The organism is Streptomyces sp. S186 (assembly GCF_051603415.1).
In the GTDB taxonomy this organism is placed as follows: domain Bacteria; phylum Actinomycetota; class Actinomycetes; order Streptomycetales; family Streptomycetaceae; genus Streptomyces.
The window spans coordinates 1,539,332-1,558,371 of the sequence record NZ_CP193932.1; the positions used below are offsets into that span (position 1 = coordinate 1,539,332).

Here is a 19,040-nt window from a genome sequence, read left to right on the forward strand (position 1 = left end):
AGATGACCGCCGGGTAGCCCTGAGGGCTGATGACAGACGGCCTCGACGTCGTTGCCATCGGGATCACGGACGAATGCCCCGGAGTAGGACTCGTGGTACTCCGGCCGGAGCCGGGGCGCATGCAGGCCCTCGACGCCCACCGCGAGGACTGCCGCGCAGAAGGCGTCCACTGCGGCGCGGGCTGGTCCGGTCACTGCGGGAGTTCCCCCAAAGGCGCACCTGAGATCCCATGCGCTCGACATATGCCCTGGATATGGACATAATCGGCTGGAGTGGATGAATAAGTCCAGGGCCACGTGGGTTTCAGCCGGGACGCCAAGCTCCGCCTTTTCGACTCCAGCAATGGGCTGCGCTCCCGGACCGAATTCCGCTCCGCCTTCGACGTTTCCGAAACCATTCCGGTCTGCCTCGGCGATATCCGTACGTGGCCCAAAGTCCGATTGCCATGCCCGGAGCTACCCGACCGAAGAGAACCGTTACCGACAGAAAAGCCGACCCCCTCAACCGCAAGGGGCCCCAGTGACCGCACCCCCAAGGAAACGCCGCACCACCGACCGAATCGGCGTTCTGCGTGAGATGTTGCCCCTTCACGGTGACATGAGGGGTGAGCGCCAGTTCGATATGCCCCGGCCCTGCCTGCCCTGCTCCCGCGATGGATCGCCCACGCTGATCGCAGGCTTGTGAGGCGCTTTCGCACGACATGCGACCTGGTCGCACCCCTCGTACGATGATCCATGGAGGCTGACGCATGGATGAATCCCCCGTAAGCGACATGGTGTCACCACGGTAGGACTGTCCATGATGGCTACGTCTACAGACCGCTATCCCTATGCCTTCCACATCGCCCTTGACGGGAACGGTCTGAACGGGCTGGAGGGTGCGGCGGGTGTCTGTGTCTTCCGCTACAACCCGGACAGCGGCGAGTACGCCTACCGTGTGCAGTATTACGACGGTGTGGCAGGCGGCCATGCCATCAGCATCACGCCCGATCGGAAATTCGGGTTTCTCGGCAATGCCGGCCAGCAGCTCCTGTTCTACGACGTCGAGTCGCTGGACGAGCGCGAGCGGGTCTCCACCCTGCGGTTCGAAACTCCCGATGCATCCATCAAGAGCAGCACGCACATGGTGTGGCTGGACAACACCCAGGGTGTCACCGCGATCGGTGACGGCCTCTGGCTGGTGGACCTCGATCGCCCGACCAAGGCCGAGCGCGTCGGCGATCACCTGCTCAAACTGCCGCACGCCATGAAACGCACCGCCTCCGGCCGCTATCTCGTCTACGGCGGCATGGACCATCCGGGTCAGGGAGAGGCCGCCGAGGTCGGCATCTTCGACCTCGAAAAACGCGTCGCCCGGCGAATCCCCCTGCCGACGACCTGCTGGCACGTAGCCTGCCATCCGCGTGAGGACGTCTTCTACGCGCTGTCGTTCCGGGTGCATCCGCAAGAGGGCCGGGACTGGCACGAATGGGCCATGGCCTACTTCAAGGAGTACGTGTTCGAGATCGACGCCCGTAGCGGGCAGATCCTGCGGCACTGGACGTGCAGTCAGAACGTGCCCGCGCACATCAATTCGGACGTGTGCGTCTCCGACCGCGAGCTGATCTACTGCAACGGCGGCAGCGGCACCATCATCATGATCGACCTCGCCGACTTCGCCTCGTACCGTGTCATCGACGAACGGCCGGGACTGTCCTGGCAGATGCGCTCCGCCCGGCAGGCCGCCCGGCAGGTCACCGACGCTTTCACCCGAGGGTCCCCCGTCCCGAGCAGCAGACATTTCGTCGGTGCCCTGCGCGTCACGCGCGGCACGCTGCTCGACTCGGTCTACGCCTGCCAGCTGTCCGCCGACCAGAAGCTGCTGTTCACCGCCAACCGCGGACTCAACACGATCACCGTGTACGACTATCCGGCCAATGCCGTGCGGCTGCGAGTCGAGATGCCGGAGCTGCGCGCATACCTTCCCGATCTGCCTGTCTGGACCGATCCTCGGCTGGGGTTCCACCACAGCACCCTGCTGAGCCCGGTCCCTGCCCCTGCCGGTGCCCGACCTGAGGAGTGTCCATGAGCACTGAGACGACCGAAGAGCTGGCCGCCGAAATCCGGCGAAGCTGGGAACACTTCCGAACCGCAACCGTCCGGATTGCCGAACTCCAGACCGCGATGTGGGGTGACTATGCGGAGTTGGTGACCGGGCTGCTCAACGGCAAACCCACCTGGGGCGACGTCAACAGGGCGTACTGGCAGTTCGTCGGCGACGAGGGCGTGAAGTTCGCCTCGGCACTGGGCGGACTCGGCATCGACTACGTCCGGAACGTGGCGGAGCTGACCCGGGAGCACGAACGGCGCCTCTGCGAGCAGTTGCGCACCTCTGCACCGGAAGCGGTGCCGGATGACGGACCCGGCGGAGGAGGGGGCACCAAGGCCGGTCCCTCGCCCCGTTCCAGGGGCACGAAGCGATGACGACGGTTCCGGGGCAGCCGACGTACTGTGGCAGGCAACGATGCCTGACCATGCCCCACCGCCCCTGCCTGGGCGCTGTGGTCAGCTCAGCGCTCTGACATCCTCGTCCAGCTGTCGGGGAAGCAGTTCCCGCGCAGTCATGACCTCCGGATGTGGCCGCAGCCCGGATCTGATCCGGTCCGGCACGTGCGGGCTGGTCACCAGCCAGCCGAGGGCCTCGGCCAGCGCCTGGCGCGCGGGGCGCGGCGCATATCCCAGAGCAGCGGCCTTGGCGTGCTCGTACCAGTAGTAGCGCCCCATGGTCCGGGCCTCCGCGCGGGTCGTCGAAGGTTGCCGAGCGCTCAGCACCGCCCGGATCTCCGCCAGCGTCGCCGCCACGTACGCACCGGCGTGCGAGGCGGTGGCCCACGGCCCATGGGTGCCGCACAACTCGGAGACGGTCTGGTGGATGGTCCGCCACGCCCAGTTCTCACCGCCCAGCAGATAGCGTTCCCCGGCGGTTCCGTGCTCCGCGAGCAGTACGTGACCGTCGGCGACGTCTCGGACGGAGACGATGTTGCATCCGCCCGGGTAGGTGGTGCGCAGGGGATCGGCCAGATAGCGGGTGAGCAGCGCGTTGCTGGGGACCAGCCGCCAGTCGGGCCCGCCGACCACGATGGTCGGGCAGGCGGCCACCACCTGCAGCCCCAGTTCGGTGCCCAACGCGAGCGCTGTCCGCTCCTGCTCCAGCTTGGTGAGGAAGTAGTCCGGCAGATACTCCTCGCCAGGCATCCCGTTCTCGTCGCGGGAGGCCGGACCGTCGGACGAGCCGCAGGTGACCGACGACGAGGTCACCACCACCCGCCGGACCCCTGCCTCCGCTGCCGCCCGCAGCACCTCGCGGGTGCCCTCCACGTTGGCCCGGGCCAGATCCTCCCGGGTCACGTCCCAGTACGCGAACACGGCGGCGCAGTGGAACACCGTCTCACAGCCCTCGAACGCGGGCCGCAACGTGGCGGGGACGCGAAGGTCCGCGTCAACCACGGGGACGTCGAGTGCACGCAGCTGTCGTGTGTCGCTGCTTCGGCGGACCACCGCCCTCACCTCATGGCCGGCGCCCAACAAAGAGCGCACCACCTGCGCGCCGACGAGTCCGGTGGCTCCGGTCACACACGCTTTCACAACGACTACCTCGATCGCCTGTCCCGGGCCACGGCTTCGCGCAGCCCCTGCCAGAAACCGGTGACCGCGGGGCGCAGCTCCTCCCGGAGCTCCTCCAGCAGCCCGAAACGGGACGGGACGTCGCCGGGCGCGACATGCCTGAACCCATCCGGCCCCAACTGGCCCGGCAACTTCGACACGGCCAATGCCTGGACTGTGATGCTCCGTACCAGCCGGGCGGCCTCGGTCAACCGCTGGGTTGGCAACTCGGCCGCCAGCATGTCGTCATGCTTCTCCCAAGGACGGCCGATCCGGTACGGCCGCCCCTCGTACTGCGCCTCGAAGTTGTCGAGCGTGCGGGTGAAGAACCGCCGGTAGGAGTCCTGCACCAGTGGCTCCCTGACCTTCGGCCGGGTCTCCGGACGGAACACCTGCCAGGTCAGCGGCAGCGTGAACCGCTGACGCACCCGGACCACGATCCGGGTCCGGTTTCCGCCGTCCGCCGGGAGAAAGACCACTGAACCGTCGTCGTACTCGGCGGAGCCGTTCGGGCTGTGGACCGTCTGCCAGGCAATCCGCTGCGACCGCTCCTCGTAGCTGATCGACTCAAGCTTGCAGACATCGATGGGCGGGCCGCCGTAGAACGCCATGTAGTTCGGCTGCGCCAGATACAGATTGCGTTCGATCTGGCGAGTGGGCCGCCCCTGCACGTCGCGGGACACCACGTGGACCCGTCCGCCCAGATAGTCGGTCATGTAGCTGATGGTCCGGCTGATGTCCACCCGACGCACGAACTCCGCGTACGGCGCGTTGACGGTGCGTTCGCAACCGAAGAGGATCGAGTGTCCCAGGTGTTGCCATCGCATCAGCCAGGCATCTGCGGGAAGCGCGTCGATGATTTCTTCCAACGGCTGGAGGAGGCCGTTGATCCGGTCGAAGTCACGGTGGGAATAGGCGTCCGGGTCGACGGCGAGAGAGACCTCCCTCCGCCGGATCCTCTCCTTCCCGAACCCGGTCCGCCACGCGCGTACGGTGGACGACGCGGACGCGGCTGCTCCGACCACCGTGCAGAGGGCGGCGGAAGCCGCCGGGTTCTCGTCCGCGACGCGGATCAGCGTGGTGAGAAGGCGGGAGAGCCGCGCCAGTGCGGGATCGGTGACCTCCGCCGCGCCCGGGGTCACCTGCCAGGAGGCAATGCTGAACAGCCGGTGCGCCCGTCCGTCCGGGGCGAGTCGGCGTACCGCCTCGACCAGGGCTCTCGGCGGATTGCGCCATCCCTGATAGGGCGTCAGGTCTCCGTCGAGGTGATAGCCGTCCGGCAGCCCGTGGTCGCGGAGTACCCGCGCGTTGAGCGGCGATGAGACAGGGTCGACGTGCATGAGCAGGGCACCGACCATGTCTGCCAGCACCCCGTCCGGCGCGGCGATGACCGTCCCCGTTCCCAGTGGTTTGCCCACGTACGATCCGGCACATCCGTGACTGCTCACCACCGCGTCGATGATGTGGAAGTCCGGCGCGTAGGAACCCAGCAGATCCACGATGACCTCGGCGCCGTCACGCCGTGCCCGGTAGTGGTGGTGCTTGTCGGCCTGCGGCAGCACGCCCAACAGGTTGGCCAGGCACAGGGCGTAACCGAACTCCGGGTGGGTGCTGTTCTTCGCGATATTGATGCGGAAGTCCGCCTCCAGCCAGGCACGCGCCATTCCACTGCCGTGCAGCACACTGGAAGGGGGAAACCCCGCCGGTTCGATGTCCTCGGAGAGGTCCACGATCCGGTAGGTGTTGCCTCTTTGGGTGCACCCGCCGTAGCCGAGCCGGCGGCAGGTCTGAAGGAGCCCGGGGCCCTCAAGCCACAGGTCCGGACCGCAGCGGGAAGCTCCGACGGTGATGTTCCGATAGCCCCTGTCGCACAGCAGGTCGATCAGCTGCTCGACGAGCGCAGCGCTGACTGCGGTCGTCGGATCGCCGTACGCGGATGCCCCCGGCGTCACCAGCACTGACAACCGGTCCGGATCGCCGGCCGCGCGTTCGTCAAGTCGCTGCCAGAGCCCGGCCCGGGTGACCGCCTCTGCCAGCAGGCGCGCGGGCGGGAGCGGACGGGTCCGGGTGGACCGCATCACGGCGGCGACGATGGCCATGTCGTCCTTGGCGCCGGCGTGGGAAATCAATGTCATGACCTCCACCCAGGGGCACGTCGTTCATTGGTGCGCCCGGTCGACCCGACCGCCATCTGCGATATAACGGCCAAACATGCACAAACGCGATGCTACTGCATAGACGACAGGTGCATGGCAGGACGCGCTTGAGTCCATGCAAATCATCGTCAGGTCAGCAGTACGCGAGCGTGACATCGGCAATGCGACGAAACCCTTCTGGTCGCCGCTGCGCTTGGCGATCAGCAGCACCAACGCCGGCGCGGCAACACAGAACCCAACAAGGCCGCCGGTGTAGCCGGGCACCCGGACGAGCTCCAGCCGGTGGCACGCGTCGGCCACTTGGGCGAGCAGGGCCTGGGCGGCGGTGCGGGCGCCGGTGTACGCGGTGACCGTTCCCTGACCAGCCTGTCCGCCCGAGTCCGACTGGAGCCGAATTCGGCGTTCTGGCTCTGGTGCGGTGGATGACGAGCGACACCGCACCCCGCCACGTTCTCGTCGTCACCGGCTCTCCAGGGTGGGCAAATCGGCAGTGCCCGGACGGATCGTCACCTCCGCCGCCGCCGGGATCGTGGCTTGCGGAGGGTCGCTGTACGACAGGACGTCCGCCCCGCTCCACTACCCCTGACCTGCACACCGGGGCGGATGAGCCGGAAGGACAGACATGACGGCCTTCGCATTCGCCGGGCGGTGTTCCACTGAAGATCTGCAGGACCCGGCGGCTTCCCGGGACTGGCAGCTCACCGCGCCAGGACCCTGATCGAGCCCGCGGGCGGCCGCATCGTCGCCGAGTACTTCGACATCGGCCACAGCCGGTCCCTGCCATGGAAACGCCGGCCACACACCTCACGGCTGCTCGACGCCCTCAAGGCACCCGACCACGGCTTCAACGCGGTGCTCGTCAGTGAGCCGCAACGCGCCTTCTACGACAACCAGTTCAGCCTCACCTTCCCCCTCTTCGTGCACTACAGCGTGGAGCTGTGGGTTCCCGAAGTCGGCGGCCGGGCCGACCCCAACAGCGAAGCCCACGACATGGTGATGTCCGTCTTCGGCGGCACGAGCAAGGGCGAACGCAACCGCATCAAGATCCGCGTCCGCGCAGCCATGCCTCCCAGGCCCAACTCGAAGGACGCTTCCTCGGCGGCCGCCCGCCCCACGGCTACCACCTCGTGGACGCCGGCCCCCACCCCAACCCCGCCAAGGCAGCCGACGGCAAACGACTTCACCAGCTGGAGATCGACCTCGTCGCCGCCCCGACCTCCAGCGCATCTTCCGCGAATACCTCAGCCGCCGCGGCTACTACGCCATCGCCGAAGGACTCACCGCCGACGGCATCCCCTGCCCGTCCGCTCACGACCGACGACGCAACCCGCACCGGAGGGGCATCGCGTGGTCCAAGGGAGCCGTCCGCGCGATCCTCAGCAACCCCCGCTACACCGGCCACCAAGTCTGGAACAGGTCCGCGCTGAACCATACCCACATGCCGGTGATGCGGGGCGGATTGCAGCCGGTGTAGCCGCGCACGGCCGGCACATGTCTACCGTGTGCCGCACAGGAAGCTCTCTCTCCTTTCCGCAAGTTAATACTCTGCAGGTGCGCAGGCACATAGCCCGCCGTGTGAAGGCTCGTGCTGTGATACGGGCAGGCGTCGCCCGACATGGAATTCGGTGAGGCCGGAAGGTAGTCCGCGGTGTCCACGCTCAGCGTTCGAACCGGTGCCTCTCGACGACGGCCGGACCAGGGTTCGCTCGACGCCGACACTCGGCGGCGTCATTGACACCGAGTTGACCGAGAACTCGTCCCGACATACGCCGGCGCCATCACGCACCGCACCTGATGCGTCACGGTGCGAGCGGAACAACGGTCGAAGACCGAGCAGGCGGCACCCTGGAGGAAGAGAAGGTGTGAAGGCGGGAGAGGAGGCGTGATGCGAACCAGCGACGAGATCTATCACCGGGTCCGCTGGGACCCGCGGTTCGACCCCACCCGGTTCGTGCTGGGGATCAGCCAGCGCAGGGATGCCGTCAAACGCATCCCGCTGCTTTCCTTTGTGCCCGGGGGCGACATCCCGTGGCACCGGGTGATGTTCATCGAGGCGGACGGCGAGGTGGTCTGGGACCGGGCCACAGGTCTGGACCGCATCGACGCGTCGGGGGCCGGCCGGGTGCGGGCCCCACAAGCGGACCCGAGCTTCGCCAGGAGCGAGCCCGCCGGCGTCCTCGATGTGTCCCCGACGGCCCGCACGGCGGTGGCCTGGATCCCGCCTGCGGAGCTGTGGCCGCCGATCCAGGACATCCGCCGGGATTACGATCCACAGATCCACCGCTGGCCGCCGCACGTCAATGTGCTCTTCGGCTTCGTCCCGGAGTCCGACTTCGAGCGGGCGGCCCCGTTGCTCGCCGCGGCGACGGCCGAGACGCCGGTCTTCACCGCTCGGCTGGGCGGGGTGCGCACCTTCCGGCAGAGGACGTACGTCACCGTGTGGCTCGACCCGACTGCGGCCGGCGAAGCACCGTGGGCGGATCTGCACCGCGTACTGCAGCAGCGGTTCCCACGCTGTCGTGGGCCCGCAAAGAACTTCACCCCACATCTGTCCCTGGGCCGGACCCGGGATCCGCGGCGAGTCACCGCAGACTGCGCCACCCGGCTCGACGCCATGACGGCGACGGTCTGGGAACTCGTCCTGCTCTCACGCAGAGGCGACGGGCCGATGAGGGCACGGGCCACGGTCGCCCTGCGCACGGGCGAGGTCCGCTGGCTGCCCACGCTCGGCCCCGAAGCGCCGGGCCCGGAGGACACGGCATGGCTCTCCGAGATCACCGACAGGTGAGGCCATGGCCAGGTGGGGCAAAACGCTGTCCGCCGAGGCGACGGATCCTGCCGTGGCCGTGGGCGGTGCCGCAGGTCTTGTCCTGCAGCGGCACAACCCGCCAGGCAGCCCGGCTCCACCGCCGCCCGCTGTGCGGACGGCCTGGTCGAACGCAGCGGCGAGAACATTGACGAAGGCATGGCCGTACTGGAGCGTGCTCTCGCTGATACTCAGGGCACCCCCGACGTCTCCTGCGACCGGTTCATACGGACCCGGGCGCTGACGCCGATCACGGCGACGACGTCGCCGTGATGGACCTTCAGCGTCCTTACCCGCACCGGCGCGGACGCCGAGCTCTTCCACGACGCAGCGCTGGACCTCCTCGGCGGCCTCGAGACGGCCCCGCGCGCCAGGGCCTTCGCCCAGGGCCTGTTCGCCTCCTGGCATCTCCAGGCCGAGATATGCGACTTCGGAGTCCTGGCCACCAGTGAGCTGGTGGCGCACACTCTTCAGCACGGCACCCCGTATGCCGTTGCCTACGGACGCAGGACGCCGTGGAGTCCGTAACGCCGTAGGGTCGGTGGCCGGGGAACGGCATCGTGTGCTTGGCGGGCACCCGCCTGCCGGACTCTCCGCTCCGGCCCGCCGTTGGTAGAGCGCACCTGACCGACGGTGCGGCAGATCCACGGTCCGCACCTTCTCGAACCCCTGGGCCTCGTAGTAGCGGCCCAGGTCGGCGTTGGTCTTCCACACATCGACACGGAGCCAGCGCTTGCCGATCCTTTCCGCTTCACGCGAGGCCCAGTCGAGCATCGTGCTCCCCAGGGAAGCGCCTCTGCTGCTGGGGCGGGTGATCAGTCGGTGCGCATAGAGCGCCTCGTCGGGGGCATCGGCTGGTACCCAGAATTCGGGATCGGCGAACCCGTCGGCGGTGATCGTCCCCAGGTAGGCGGCGCCGTCGAGCAGCACATGGACGTTCCCGCGCGCGATGTCACGCGCGATCCCTCCGACGTTCGCCGGGTACTGCCACTGGTCGGTGCCGCGGGAGCGGAGCCACGCCGCTGCCTCGCTCCACATCGTGGCGATGACGTCCGCCTCGTCGGCGCGTGCGGGCCGAAGAACGAGACGGTCATACATGCCGTCCTCCCTTCCCACGCCTACTGCGGAGCATGCCGCGCTCCGGCCCAGGAGGTTTGCCTCCGAGCCGGGCCCCTGACGCCGGGCCGTCCAGTGCAGATTCCCGTCCTCCGCTTCTATGGCCGCCGCAGGGGTGCGACAAGGGCACTTGCCATGGCGGCAGACGGCAAGTGCCCTGTAACGCTTTCCGTCATGGAAACCAACTCGGCCAACTCCGAGGACACCACTCCTGATCCGGCCCGCTCGGCTCTGGACACCGTCGGCGCCTCCCAGACCCGTGCGGCCACGCGCATCGCCGCCCCGTGGTGGCACCACGGGGGCCTGGGCGCCGTGCTCACGCTCTTCTTCCTCGCCATCAGCCCGCGGTTGGCTTCCTGGCGGGCGCCGCACTCGTCGTCGTGGTGCTCGGCTCGTCGTGGTGCTCGGCCTCGACTACGCGGTCCGGCGCGCGACAGGCGTCTTCTTTCTCCATGCTGGTCATGCACAAGGCGGCAAAGCTGCCCTGGAGAAGACCTACTGGACGAATTGTCACCGCGCTTCGCCCTACTGGTCTGGTTCGCCCGTGTCCATGTCAGAAATGGGAGCTACGCAGGCGTCGCGCGTGCCGGTATTCACGCGTGAGGATCTTCAGCGTGGCGGGAATGGCAGGACGTGCCGAAGCGGTGAGGAGGCCCGGGCCCTTGGATGCGGCGGCGTGGACGGTGGCCTCTTCCAAGTCGATCAAGGCTCGGACGAACGGGCGGTTGACGGGCGGTACGAGAGCGATCACATGGCGGCTGTCGACCAGGGTGGTACGGGCCTGGTGGAGAAGGTGCCGCAGAAGCGCGCGGATTGCCGGAGTGTCCTGGGCGTGTGCGAGGTCGGTGGGGGTCACGCCATGGCGTAGCAAGGTCTCTCGGGGGATGGTCAGACGTCCGTCGGCCAGGTCTTCGGCGAGGTCGTTGACGAAGTCGAGGCGTTGACTGCCGTCGATGTAGGTGCGGCAGGCGGCGCGATATTCGGTCGGTTCGGCATCGGGTGCGAGCAGGGAGGCGACCAGCATGAAAGCGGGCAGTGAGTACTGGTCGAGGTAGTGCTGATAGTCCAACTCCGTGGCGAAACCGGTGAATTCGAGGTCGGCTACGGCGGTGGCGAGGAAGTCCTCCACGTGGCCGAGCAGGCCGGGGTGGCATGCGGAGGTGTGCAGCAGGGAGCGGATGACGGGGTGTTCGCTGCTACCGGTGGCAAGGGCCCGGCATACCTCCTTCTCCCATGCCGTGTAGGCCACGGCGCGCTGGGCCGTCGGGCCGTGGTCGAGGAGTTTGTCGGTGTGGTGCATGAAGGCGATGGCGGCGATGAGATGGGGCCCCAGGGAGCGCGGCAGGAGCAGCCGGACCGCGATGTAGGCCGAGCGTTTGTAACGGGCCACCAGTGAGCGTTGCCGGGTGAAGTCTGCGCGGAGTTGCGGATCGTGTATGCCCGCGTCGTCCAGCGCGGTGGTCCACGTGCTCATCTGGAGTTCTTTCTGTGATGCTGGTGCGGTGCGGGCGAGGCGGGCAGGCAGTGCTCAACCGTACGTGCGTAAGGGCTGGTTGGCGGGTCGTTCGCGTGGCTGTCGCCGCCGACCGTGCTCGGCCGAGTGGTGCGGCAGGGCGGACGACGAACGGGCGCCGCGTCAGCGCAGTACGGCGAAGGCGACGCCGGCGGTAGCGGCACCCACCAGGGCCCCCACGATGGTCTGCGCGATGGTGTGATCCCTGAGGGCGACTCTGGACCAGCCGACCAGGGGGACGAGGGGGTAGACCATGAGCCACCACGGTCCGAGCCCCGTGGCGAGCATGACGATGGCTCCGGAGGAGACGGCCGTGTGCGCGCTGACCTTCCATACGGTGGTGATGGCCGACGGACACCGTACCTGATGCCCAGGACCGGGAGGACGGCACAGAACAGGGCGGCGATCAGGGCCCAACCCAGGCCGGGGAGGCCATGGTTGGCCACGCCGATGAGGGCGACCAGCGCCAGGATGACGTTCTTCGGATCCAGGGTGTCGGTGAGGCGCCGCGCCGCGGGTGGTGGGGTGGCCCCGGTCTGGGGCGTTGCCGGCCGGGTGGCGAGGGTCATGCGGTCTCCTGGCGGGGCGGGTCGGTGAGGGCGGGGTGGTGGCGAGAGTCGGGCGGACGGGGAGGGGTGGGGGGGGCTGCGAGCAGTCGGTCGAGGGTGCTCATGTGGGAGGAGCGGTAGGCGGTGCTGATGCGGGTGAGCCAGGCGGACTCCGCGTCACGGTCCCGGGCGCGCGATGCACCAGTTGAGTCCCCCGACGCCCGCCGTGCCGGACGGGCCTCCGGGCCCCGCCCGGCTCCGGTCCTGGCTGACCGGGGCCGCCCTCCGCTCGGCGGCGGCCACTCGGCTGCTCGCCCATCTGCGCTCCTCATGGGGCGGCCGCCGCATCGACACCGTCGTGGACTGGAGCCTCCGGCTAAGGGACACGAGCGTGGACGCCATCGCACCCGCCCCGCGTCTGCTGCACGGCGCGGCCTCCCTGGCGGCCCTCGTCCCCCCGGTCTCCCGGGGGCGACCGACAGTCCTGCTGACCGGAGAGGAGCTGTCCGCCGGAGACCCGGAGGCCGATCTCGGCTGGCTCGTGGGAGAGCTTGCGGAGATGCGCTGGAACTCGTACGCGAGCGGACGGCCGGGCATCTGCTGGTCGGCCTGGTCGACGAGGACGGGGGCGCCGCTACGGCCGTCCGGTCCGCTTGGGCAGGAACCCCACCCGGCCCAAGACCAGGATTCTCGCCGCCCGCGCCGCGGCGCACCGCCGACGACGGCGGCGCTCACCGTCACGTGAAGGGGTTCCACCTCTCTGCAAAGGCCCCGTGCTCCGTAACCGCCATTCCCTGGGAGTAGCCGACGCCCTCGGTCTCCAGCGCCTGTCGGAGGCTGAGGGACGGGGTTACATGCTGTTGGTAGTTGACGTTGTCGGGCAGCCGAGACAGCTTGGGGGCGGGTATGTTGAGGCCGCTGGTGCGGTTGGCGTTGTCGACTCTTTCGACGATGTCGCTCCAGTATCCCGCCATCTTTCCACCGCCCACGATTTCGGGCGATGACAGGAGCGAGAGCAGAGCGATGTTGGTGGGGTTGTCCATCACGAACGCTTCGCGGACAGCGTCCGCCGGCTCCAGTTTGCCGGACCGGCCCACCTTCCTCGCGCCGGCTCCCGATCCCATGAGTGGCGATGCCCACTTCGCAGCGGCGTCCGCGCCGTTCCCGTGGTCGTCACGGAAGAATTCCACGATGAGATTCAGCGGTACGTAGAGCGTTCTGCCCGGGATGGTGAGGCCCGCCGCCCGCTCGATCGCCGCCGTCATCAGCATGTACGAGACCGCGCGGTCCGCGCCGCACAGTCCGAGTTCCGCGGCGGCGCGGTCGGCGTTTACCGCCTGTGGGGGAACGGCACGGATGGGGGCCTGGCTGGCTACGACGACGTGCTTGGCCTTCTTGTTGCGGGTGAAGAACGTCTCCCGCGCCGGCTCCCCTGCCTCGTCGAGGAACCACCAGGCGTAGGGGCGCCAGCCGAGGTCTGAGAAGTTGACGTGGGTCAGGACGACACGCAGGTGAAAGGCGGCGGCGTTGACCTCCTGAAGATGCCGCGCGTACCAGCAGACACCGACCCGGGGGAAGAAGACATTGGGGCTTGCGTGCGGCAGCGTGACGATCAGCTGCGGCGTGTTCGCGCAGGCCGTCAGTGTCGCTTCGTCCAGGCCCAGAACGTCGAGGCATTCCCGGCGATGCCGACCGGAACCGCCCGGTACCAGCGTGGAGCGTTTTGATCTGAGCCAGGCAAGGAACGCCCGCCGTACCACCAGGGTATCGAGAGACATCGGGTTCGGGTCCGCCTTTCCTCACGCTTGTGCGACACCGGGGCGCCAGGCCGGTCGCAGCACGGCCCAGGCCAGCGAGAAACAGGCCATGCTCACCGCGAGGAGACGTACCGCGACGCCAACGCCGTACACCCCGATCAGCGCCCCTGCGGCGAAGGAGTAGGCGGCCTTCGCAAGTGCGGCCGCATTGTTCCGTACGACCGCGAACTGTCCTGTCTCGTGTTCTTCGGGGACCTGGTTGGTCAGTACCTGCATACAGACCACATGACAGGTGATGACCAGGGAAAGCGCGAAACTGAGCAGCGCCACCGGATACTTCGTATCGAACCGCGCAAGTGCCGCCAGCGCCAGGGCCATTACGCTCACCACGGGCAACGCCCACCCCAGTACGCGGCGAGGCGAGACAGCGTTCGTCGACAGCGCGATGCCCGCCAGGAATCCGCCGCACACGGTGACGACATTCAGCAACGAGTAATAGGAGGGCTGATTCGGCGCGACCAGAGCCGCCAGAGGGACGAGCAGAGTCGTCATGAACTGAAGTCCGCCGCTGCTCGGGACGGAGAACACCAGCACCGCCACCAGGCGCGGATTCCACCGCAGAGACGACCGCGCCCGTTCGGGGTTCGCACGATTCGGCGCCGCCCGCCCCGAACTCGGGGCGCTCTCCACGGTGTTGATGACACGAGCGACGCCCCTCGTGCCCAGGACCATGCACACGGCGCTGGCGGCGTAGGTGAGGGCCGACCCCAGCAGCCCGCCGACCACCCACCCCTGGGCCAGCACCACGCCGGCCAGACCCGCCCCGACGACCTGCCCGATCTGGGACGCCGACGACGACATCGCCAGGAACCGCCGCGCACCGTCCGCATCGAACGAGACGCGGATCAGCCGGCCCAGCGCCGCCTTGTTGACCATCTTGACGAGGGACAACACCACCTGGCCCATCCCGATCACCACAAGGGACAACCCGATCCGGTGTCCGGCCAGAAGCTGCTCAACCGCCAGCAGAAAGGAGGTGGTTGACAGGACGGTGTTGGTCGTGCGGGCCAACCGGTCCGCCCGCCCGCGGTCCGCGACACGTTGGTATGCCAGGCCGAGCAGGGCCGCGGGCAGATACCCGAGGACGACCATCACGCCGATCAGAAACGCATTGTTCGTCAGCGCGTAGGTCAGCCATAGCAGGACGACCCCCTGCGCCCCCTCCGCCAGTGCGGAGAAGGCGAAGAAGAGGAGGAAGAACACGCCCCGCGAATGCTGTGACGCGGGGGTGTCCGCCGGAGCCGGGACTTTCAGTGACAGCATGGAGAGGCGGCTCCCATCAGCGTCCTCCTGGCCACATGTGGTAAATGTCGTGCTGCCCCGACCGGTAGGGCGCCATATACCGGAAACCCCGCCGCGTGAAGAAGGAGATGTTCCGTGACAGGGTCCGCCTGAGGATGATGCGGACCTCCCGGTGACCGGAATCCTCGGCGCGAGCGATGACGGCCTCGACCAGAGCCGAACCGAGTCCGCGCTCCCGCGCCTCGGGCCGGGTCGCAAGGAAGCGGAACCGATAGCAGTCCTCTTCCGGCCAGTGCGTGACACAGCTCGTCACATGCCCCCGCTCGCGCATGACCATCCAGCGTCCGAGGTTGCGGGCGATGGTCTCCTCCGTCTCCCGCAGCGCGTTGGGACGGAACTCCGAGGCGAAGGGCTGGAAGACGCATTCCAGGAGGTCGAGAATTCCGGGAATGTCCGCAGCCGTGGCATCCGACGCTGTTAAGGCGGCGGGCGATCGGGAATCTCCCTGGCCCATCACCGACCCCCCGCTCCAGCGGCAGGCGTCTGTGCGGTGAACAGCTCGCTCCGGTAGGGAATCGACAGGGTATCCCCTTCGGAGAAACGGTCGACCAGCTCGGCGATACGCTCGACGACGACGTCACCGTGGGTGCTGATCCCTCGTTGCACCTGCGTCGAGGACTTCGCCATGCCGACGAACGCGGTACGCGGCATCGGCATTTCCCAGTCGGCCGTCGTGACCTCGATGACCCCCTCCTGCGGGCCGAAGACCTCGGTCAGCTCCGCCTTGAAGTCGAAATCCCGGTAGTGCCGGCTGTATCCGGGGCTCACCTCCTCCAGCAGGGACTCATAGGCGTCGAGGAACGAGCTGGCGCCGTAGTTCCGGTTGTTCTGGATGATGGCCACAACGCCCTCGGGGTTGAGGCAGTGCTGAGCCGCGTGCAGGAAACGTGGCCGGTCCATCCACTGGAAGGACTGGGCCGCGACGATCAGGTCGACGTCTCCGGCCTTTTCCAGAAAGGGTTCTGCCGGCCCCTGGGACCATGCGACCTCGGGGAACTTCGCGCGGCCCTTCGCCACCATGTCGGAAGAGACGTCCACCGCCTCGTACCGGCAGTCCGGGCCGAGGAGAGGGACCAGGCCCTCCAGCGCGATTCCCGTTCCCGCACCGGCGTCGACAACGTGCAGTCGATCCCGGTCCGGCGCTTTCCGGGCGATCTCCCGCAGAAGTTCCGCCGGATAGCGCGGTCGGTAACGGTCGTAGTCGTCCGACAGGCCATCGAACTTCTTCTCCTGGTATGCCATCAGCGCTCCTTTCGCCACAGTCGGCCGCGCGGCCGGCTTCTCACCGATATGTCACAGCTTCTGGTAGCGGCTCGCCGGACGCCGCAGGTTGAGTTTTTCGCGCAGTGTCCCCGGCTCGTACGCCCTCTTGTACACGCCGAGTCTCTGCAGCTCGGGGATGACGTGGTCGACGAAGTCGGCCAGTCCGCCGGGCAGATAGGGAGGCATGATGTTGAAGCCGTCCGCTGCCCCGGCGGTCAACCACTCGGCCATCTGCTCGGCCACCCGTCGGTAGGAGCCGATCATAACGGCGTGACCGCGCGCAACCGTCAGCCGTTCGTAGAGCTGTCGGACCGTCAACTTCTCGTCATGTGCGAGCCGTTCGATCAATGTGCGCCTGCTCTGATTGCCGTTGGACGGCGGCAGCTGCGGCAGCGGCCCGTCCACGTCGTAGGCGGACAGGTCGAACCCACCGACGAGGTCGGAGAGCATGCTGACGCCGAGCCGCGGATGGATGAGGCGCTGGAGGGCCTGGAACTTCTCCTGCGCCTCGGCGTCGGTCTCGCCGACGAAGGGACACAGCCCAGGCAGGATCAGGACGTCACCGTTCAGCCTTTCGTATCCGGACAGCCGGCTTTTGAGGTCCCGTGAGAAGGCGCGCCCGGATTCCAGGGTGGGTTGCGCCGTGAAGACGACTTCCGCGGTTCTCGCCGCGAGTTCTCTGCCGTCGTGCGAGGACCCGGCCTGAACGATGACCGGGTATCCCTGCACGGGGCGGGAGACGTTGAGTTCCCCACGTACACGGAAGTGCCTTCCCGTATGGCCGAGTTGGTGCCGTCGTGCCGGGTCGTAGAAGACGCCGCGCTCCTTGTCCCTGATGAACGCGTCATCGTCCCAGCTGTCCCACAGGCCCGTCACCACGTCGAAGTACTCGGCGGCGCGTCGGTAGCGCTCGTCGTGGTCCGGGTGGGCGTCGAGCCCGAAATTGAGGGCGGCATCGCTCTTGGAGGAGGTCACCATGTTCCACCCGGCGCGCCCGCCGCTCAGAATGTCGAGCGAGGCGAACTCACGCGCCATGTTGTACGGCTCCTTGTACGTCGTCGAAGCCGTGGCCACCAGGCCGAGATGGGTGGTCTTCATGGCGAGGGCGGACAGCAGGGTCATGGGCTCGAAGACGACGACCCTGCTGCCGTATCCCGCATCATCGTCGTTGAAGACGGATGGGGTGTCCGACAGGAACATGAAGTCGAACAGCCCGCGCTCCGCGGTCTGGGCGATGTTCACGTAGTGCGCGATGTTCTGTGCGCCGTCGGCCACGGCCTCCGGGTGCCGCCAGGCGGCGGCATGGTGCCCCGTTCCATAGGAAAGGTAGGCACCCAGCACCAGCTTTCGGTCTTCCGGCACGCTCATGAGCTTTCGGGATCCTCCTCGTGGCGTCGCACTTCGACAGTGGCTCGCGTGACGCGGACCGGCTCACACCTGGAGCTTGAACACCTCGCCCAGGGTGGCGATTTCGCTCTCCAGCTGACTGGTCGAGCAGTGCTTGGAGATGTGGGTCAGGCTCTGCTGCATCGCCGTGATCGAGGCCCGTAGTGCCTGATTGGCGTAGATGGCGAGGGAGAACCCGGCCGACCGCAGTTCCTCGGCGCTGATGTCCGGATACGTGGTCGGCACGGCGACCATGGGCACGTCCTTGTTCGGCCAGCTGCGACCGAAGTCGAGAATCTCCCGGCCGTCCCTGGCCTTGGAGTGGATGAGCACGGCGTCCGCTCCGGCCTCCGCATAGGCGTCGGCGCGGCGGATCGCGTCTTCCTTGCTGCCTCCGGAAATGAAGGTCTCGATCCGCGCGACCACCACGAAGTCGGATGTACGCTGCGTCTTCTTCGCCGTCTCTATCTTGGTGCAGAACGCCTCGACGGTTTCCTGGACCTGTGCGCCGCTCCCCAAGGAGTTCCTCTTCGGGAAGACCTTGTCCTCGATGCACACGCCGGCGATTCCGGCCCGCTCGTACTGGTCAACCATCCTGGCCACGTTGCGGATGTCACCGTATCCGGTGTCGCAGTCCGCGAGAACAGGCAGCTCGGTGGCGTCGTTCATGGCACGCGCCGCGTTGAGGAACTCCGTCATCGTCAGGATGCTGTCGTCCGGAACACCGTACGACGCCGAAATTCCCAGGCCGCTCGCCCACAGCACCTGGAATCCGCTGCGCTGGGCGATACGGGCACTGAGCGCGTCGTGCACACCCGCGGCGAGGGAGAATTCGTTGCGCGCAATGGCCCTGCGCAGCATGGCTCGCTTGTTCACGTTTCCTCCAGTGCTGGACGGGCCGTCACTCCACGGCCCGTGCCGGTCGGTGGTGTCTTCCGCCTTCACCCTGCGGCGGTCAGCCAAGCCGGTCGTCGTCCCTGAGCAGCCATTCGAGACACACCACGGGAACGGAAACGCGACAGCTTTTCAGGCAGAACGCGTCCAACTCGGGAGTGCCGGCCAGGGTACGCACACAGATCTCCCACGCTGCGCTCTCGGCCGCTTCGGCGGAGGCGGCGACGAGGAACAGCCCCAGGACGGCCTCTCCCTTGTCTTCAGGATGAACGGTGACGTGCTCAAGACCTGTTCCGGCCTCGGCGTGCCGGGTGATCCGTGCCGCAACGTCCGGGGGCAGCATCGCATCGGCCGCCCCCCGCAGTCGGGCCTGGACTAGGTACATGTCCGCATCATCGAACGCCTGCGGCGGGCCTGCACAGACCACCGGGCTGGACGCTTTATGCCATTGCCGAAACCGGCCAGCGTCTGCGCAGATAGCGCCCCTGACCAGCCCCTTCATGTCAGGCTCTGTTTATAATCCGTTCGCTTGCGCCTATGCGTATGGACCATGCCTGAAACGACGTGCCGCAGCCAGCAGTTGACCGAGCGCTCCTCC

17 protein-coding genes and 1 pseudogene are annotated in these 19,040 nt (G+C 67.7%); 6 read left to right on the forward strand and 12 right to left on the reverse strand.

What is annotated here, in order from left to right; genetic code table 11:
* The first annotated feature begins 798 nt into the window (after positions 1-798).
* Both ACRAS8_RS06680 and ACRAS8_RS06685 read left to right on the forward strand, forming a co-directional pair.
* Positions 799-2,067, forward strand: a complete 1,269-nt coding sequence (locus tag ACRAS8_RS06680; protein ID WP_438484857.1) for a hypothetical protein — start codon at positions 799-801, stop codon at positions 2,065-2,067.
* Positions 2,064-2,462: a hypothetical protein gene (locus ACRAS8_RS06685; protein ID WP_438484858.1), complete on the forward strand. Its 399-nt coding sequence runs from the start codon at positions 2,064-2,066 to the stop codon at positions 2,460-2,462. The genes ACRAS8_RS06680 and ACRAS8_RS06685 overlap by 4 nt, the downstream gene beginning before the upstream one ends.
* Positions 2,463-2,543: 81 nt before the next feature.
* Here the strand turns inward: ACRAS8_RS06685 and ACRAS8_RS06690 are convergent, their stop codons facing one another.
* From ACRAS8_RS06690 to ACRAS8_RS06700, 3 genes are read right to left on the reverse strand one after another with little or no spacing between them, the layout of a single operon-like run.
* On the reverse strand, positions 2,544-3,611 hold the full coding sequence (locus ACRAS8_RS06690; RefSeq protein WP_438484859.1) for an NAD-dependent epimerase/dehydratase family protein: 1,068 nt from the start codon (positions 3,609-3,611) through the stop codon (positions 2,544-2,546).
* Positions 3,612-3,628: 17 nt separating this feature from the next.
* Positions 3,629-5,776, reverse strand: a complete 2,148-nt coding sequence (locus ACRAS8_RS06695) for a DUF362 domain-containing protein (RefSeq protein ID WP_438484860.1) — start codon at positions 5,774-5,776, stop codon at positions 3,629-3,631.
* 24 nt (positions 5,777-5,800) lie between these two features.
* The gene (locus ACRAS8_RS06700; protein WP_438484861.1) at positions 5,801-6,061 is read right to left on the reverse strand and encodes a hypothetical protein; all 261 of its coding nucleotides are present in this window, start codon (positions 6,059-6,061) and stop codon (positions 5,801-5,803) included.
* Positions 6,062-7,061: 1,000 nt separating this feature from the next.
* Here ACRAS8_RS06700 and ACRAS8_RS06705 point away from each other — a divergent pair.
* From ACRAS8_RS06705 to ACRAS8_RS06715, 3 genes and pseudogenes are all read left to right on the forward strand, one after another.
* Positions 7,062-7,271 (forward strand): recombinase family protein, encoded by a 210-nt coding sequence (locus ACRAS8_RS06705; RefSeq protein ID WP_438490361.1) that lies wholly within the window; start codon positions 7,062-7,064, stop codon positions 7,269-7,271.
* 411 nt (positions 7,272-7,682) lie between these two features.
* Entirely contained in the window at positions 7,683-8,585 is a 903-nt protein-coding gene (locus tag ACRAS8_RS06710; RefSeq protein WP_438484862.1) for an RNA repair domain-containing protein, read from the forward strand.
* Between the two features lie 105 nt (positions 8,586-8,690).
* Positions 8,691-9,089: pseudogene (locus ACRAS8_RS06715) on the forward strand (PAS sensor protein); the annotation flags it as partial.
* A 1,183-nt stretch (positions 9,090-10,272) separates the two neighbouring features.
* Here ACRAS8_RS06715 and ACRAS8_RS06720 read toward each other — a convergent pair.
* Positions 10,273-11,193: a phytoene/squalene synthase family protein gene (locus tag ACRAS8_RS06720; RefSeq protein WP_438484863.1), complete on the reverse strand. Its 921-nt coding sequence runs from the start codon at positions 11,191-11,193 to the stop codon at positions 10,273-10,275.
* A gap of 162 nt (positions 11,194-11,355) precedes the next feature.
* On the reverse strand, positions 11,356-11,520 hold the full coding sequence (locus ACRAS8_RS06725; RefSeq protein ID WP_438484864.1) for a phosphatase PAP2 family protein: 165 nt from the start codon (positions 11,518-11,520) through the stop codon (positions 11,356-11,358).
* A gap of 465 nt (positions 11,521-11,985) precedes the next feature.
* On the opposite strand from ACRAS8_RS06725, the gene ACRAS8_RS06730 reads away from it, so the two are divergent.
* Entirely contained in the window at positions 11,986-12,525 is a 540-nt protein-coding gene (locus ACRAS8_RS06730; RefSeq protein WP_438484865.1) for a hypothetical protein, read from the forward strand.
* Here ACRAS8_RS06730 and ACRAS8_RS06735 read toward each other — a convergent pair.
* The 7 genes from ACRAS8_RS06735 to ACRAS8_RS06765 all read right to left on the reverse strand — a co-directional run bounded on the left by ACRAS8_RS06735 (position 12,518) and on the right by ACRAS8_RS06765 (position 18,944).
* The gene (locus tag ACRAS8_RS06735; protein WP_438484866.1) at positions 12,518-13,558 is read right to left on the reverse strand and encodes a hypothetical protein; all 1,041 of its coding nucleotides are present in this window, start codon (positions 13,556-13,558) and stop codon (positions 12,518-12,520) included. The genes ACRAS8_RS06730 and ACRAS8_RS06735 overlap by 8 nt on opposite strands.
* A 21-nt stretch (positions 13,559-13,579) precedes the next feature.
* A complete protein-coding gene (locus ACRAS8_RS06740; RefSeq protein ID WP_438484867.1) occupies positions 13,580-14,800 on the reverse strand; it encodes an MFS transporter in 1,221 nt (406 codons plus the stop codon).
* 76 nt (positions 14,801-14,876) lie between these two features.
* A complete protein-coding gene (locus ACRAS8_RS06745) occupies positions 14,877-15,353 on the reverse strand; it encodes a GNAT family N-acetyltransferase (protein ID WP_438490362.1) in 477 nt (158 codons plus the stop codon).
* On the reverse strand, positions 15,353-16,141 hold the full coding sequence (locus tag ACRAS8_RS06750; protein WP_438484868.1) for a class I SAM-dependent methyltransferase: 789 nt from the start codon (positions 16,139-16,141) through the stop codon (positions 15,353-15,355). Before ACRAS8_RS06750 ends, ACRAS8_RS06745 begins: the two co-directional genes overlap by 1 nt.
* 51 nt (positions 16,142-16,192) lie before the next feature.
* A complete protein-coding gene (locus ACRAS8_RS06755; RefSeq protein ID WP_438484869.1) occupies positions 16,193-17,530 on the reverse strand; it encodes an LLM class flavin-dependent oxidoreductase in 1,338 nt (445 codons plus the stop codon).
* Between the two features lie 63 nt (positions 17,531-17,593).
* Positions 17,594-18,424 (reverse strand): isocitrate lyase/phosphoenolpyruvate mutase family protein, encoded by an 831-nt coding sequence (locus ACRAS8_RS06760; protein ID WP_438484870.1) that lies wholly within the window; start codon positions 18,422-18,424, stop codon positions 17,594-17,596.
* Between the two features lie 79 nt (positions 18,425-18,503).
* A complete protein-coding gene (locus ACRAS8_RS06765; protein ID WP_438484871.1) occupies positions 18,504-18,944 on the reverse strand; it encodes a hypothetical protein in 441 nt (146 codons plus the stop codon).
* Positions 18,945-19,040: the final 96 nt, after the last annotated feature.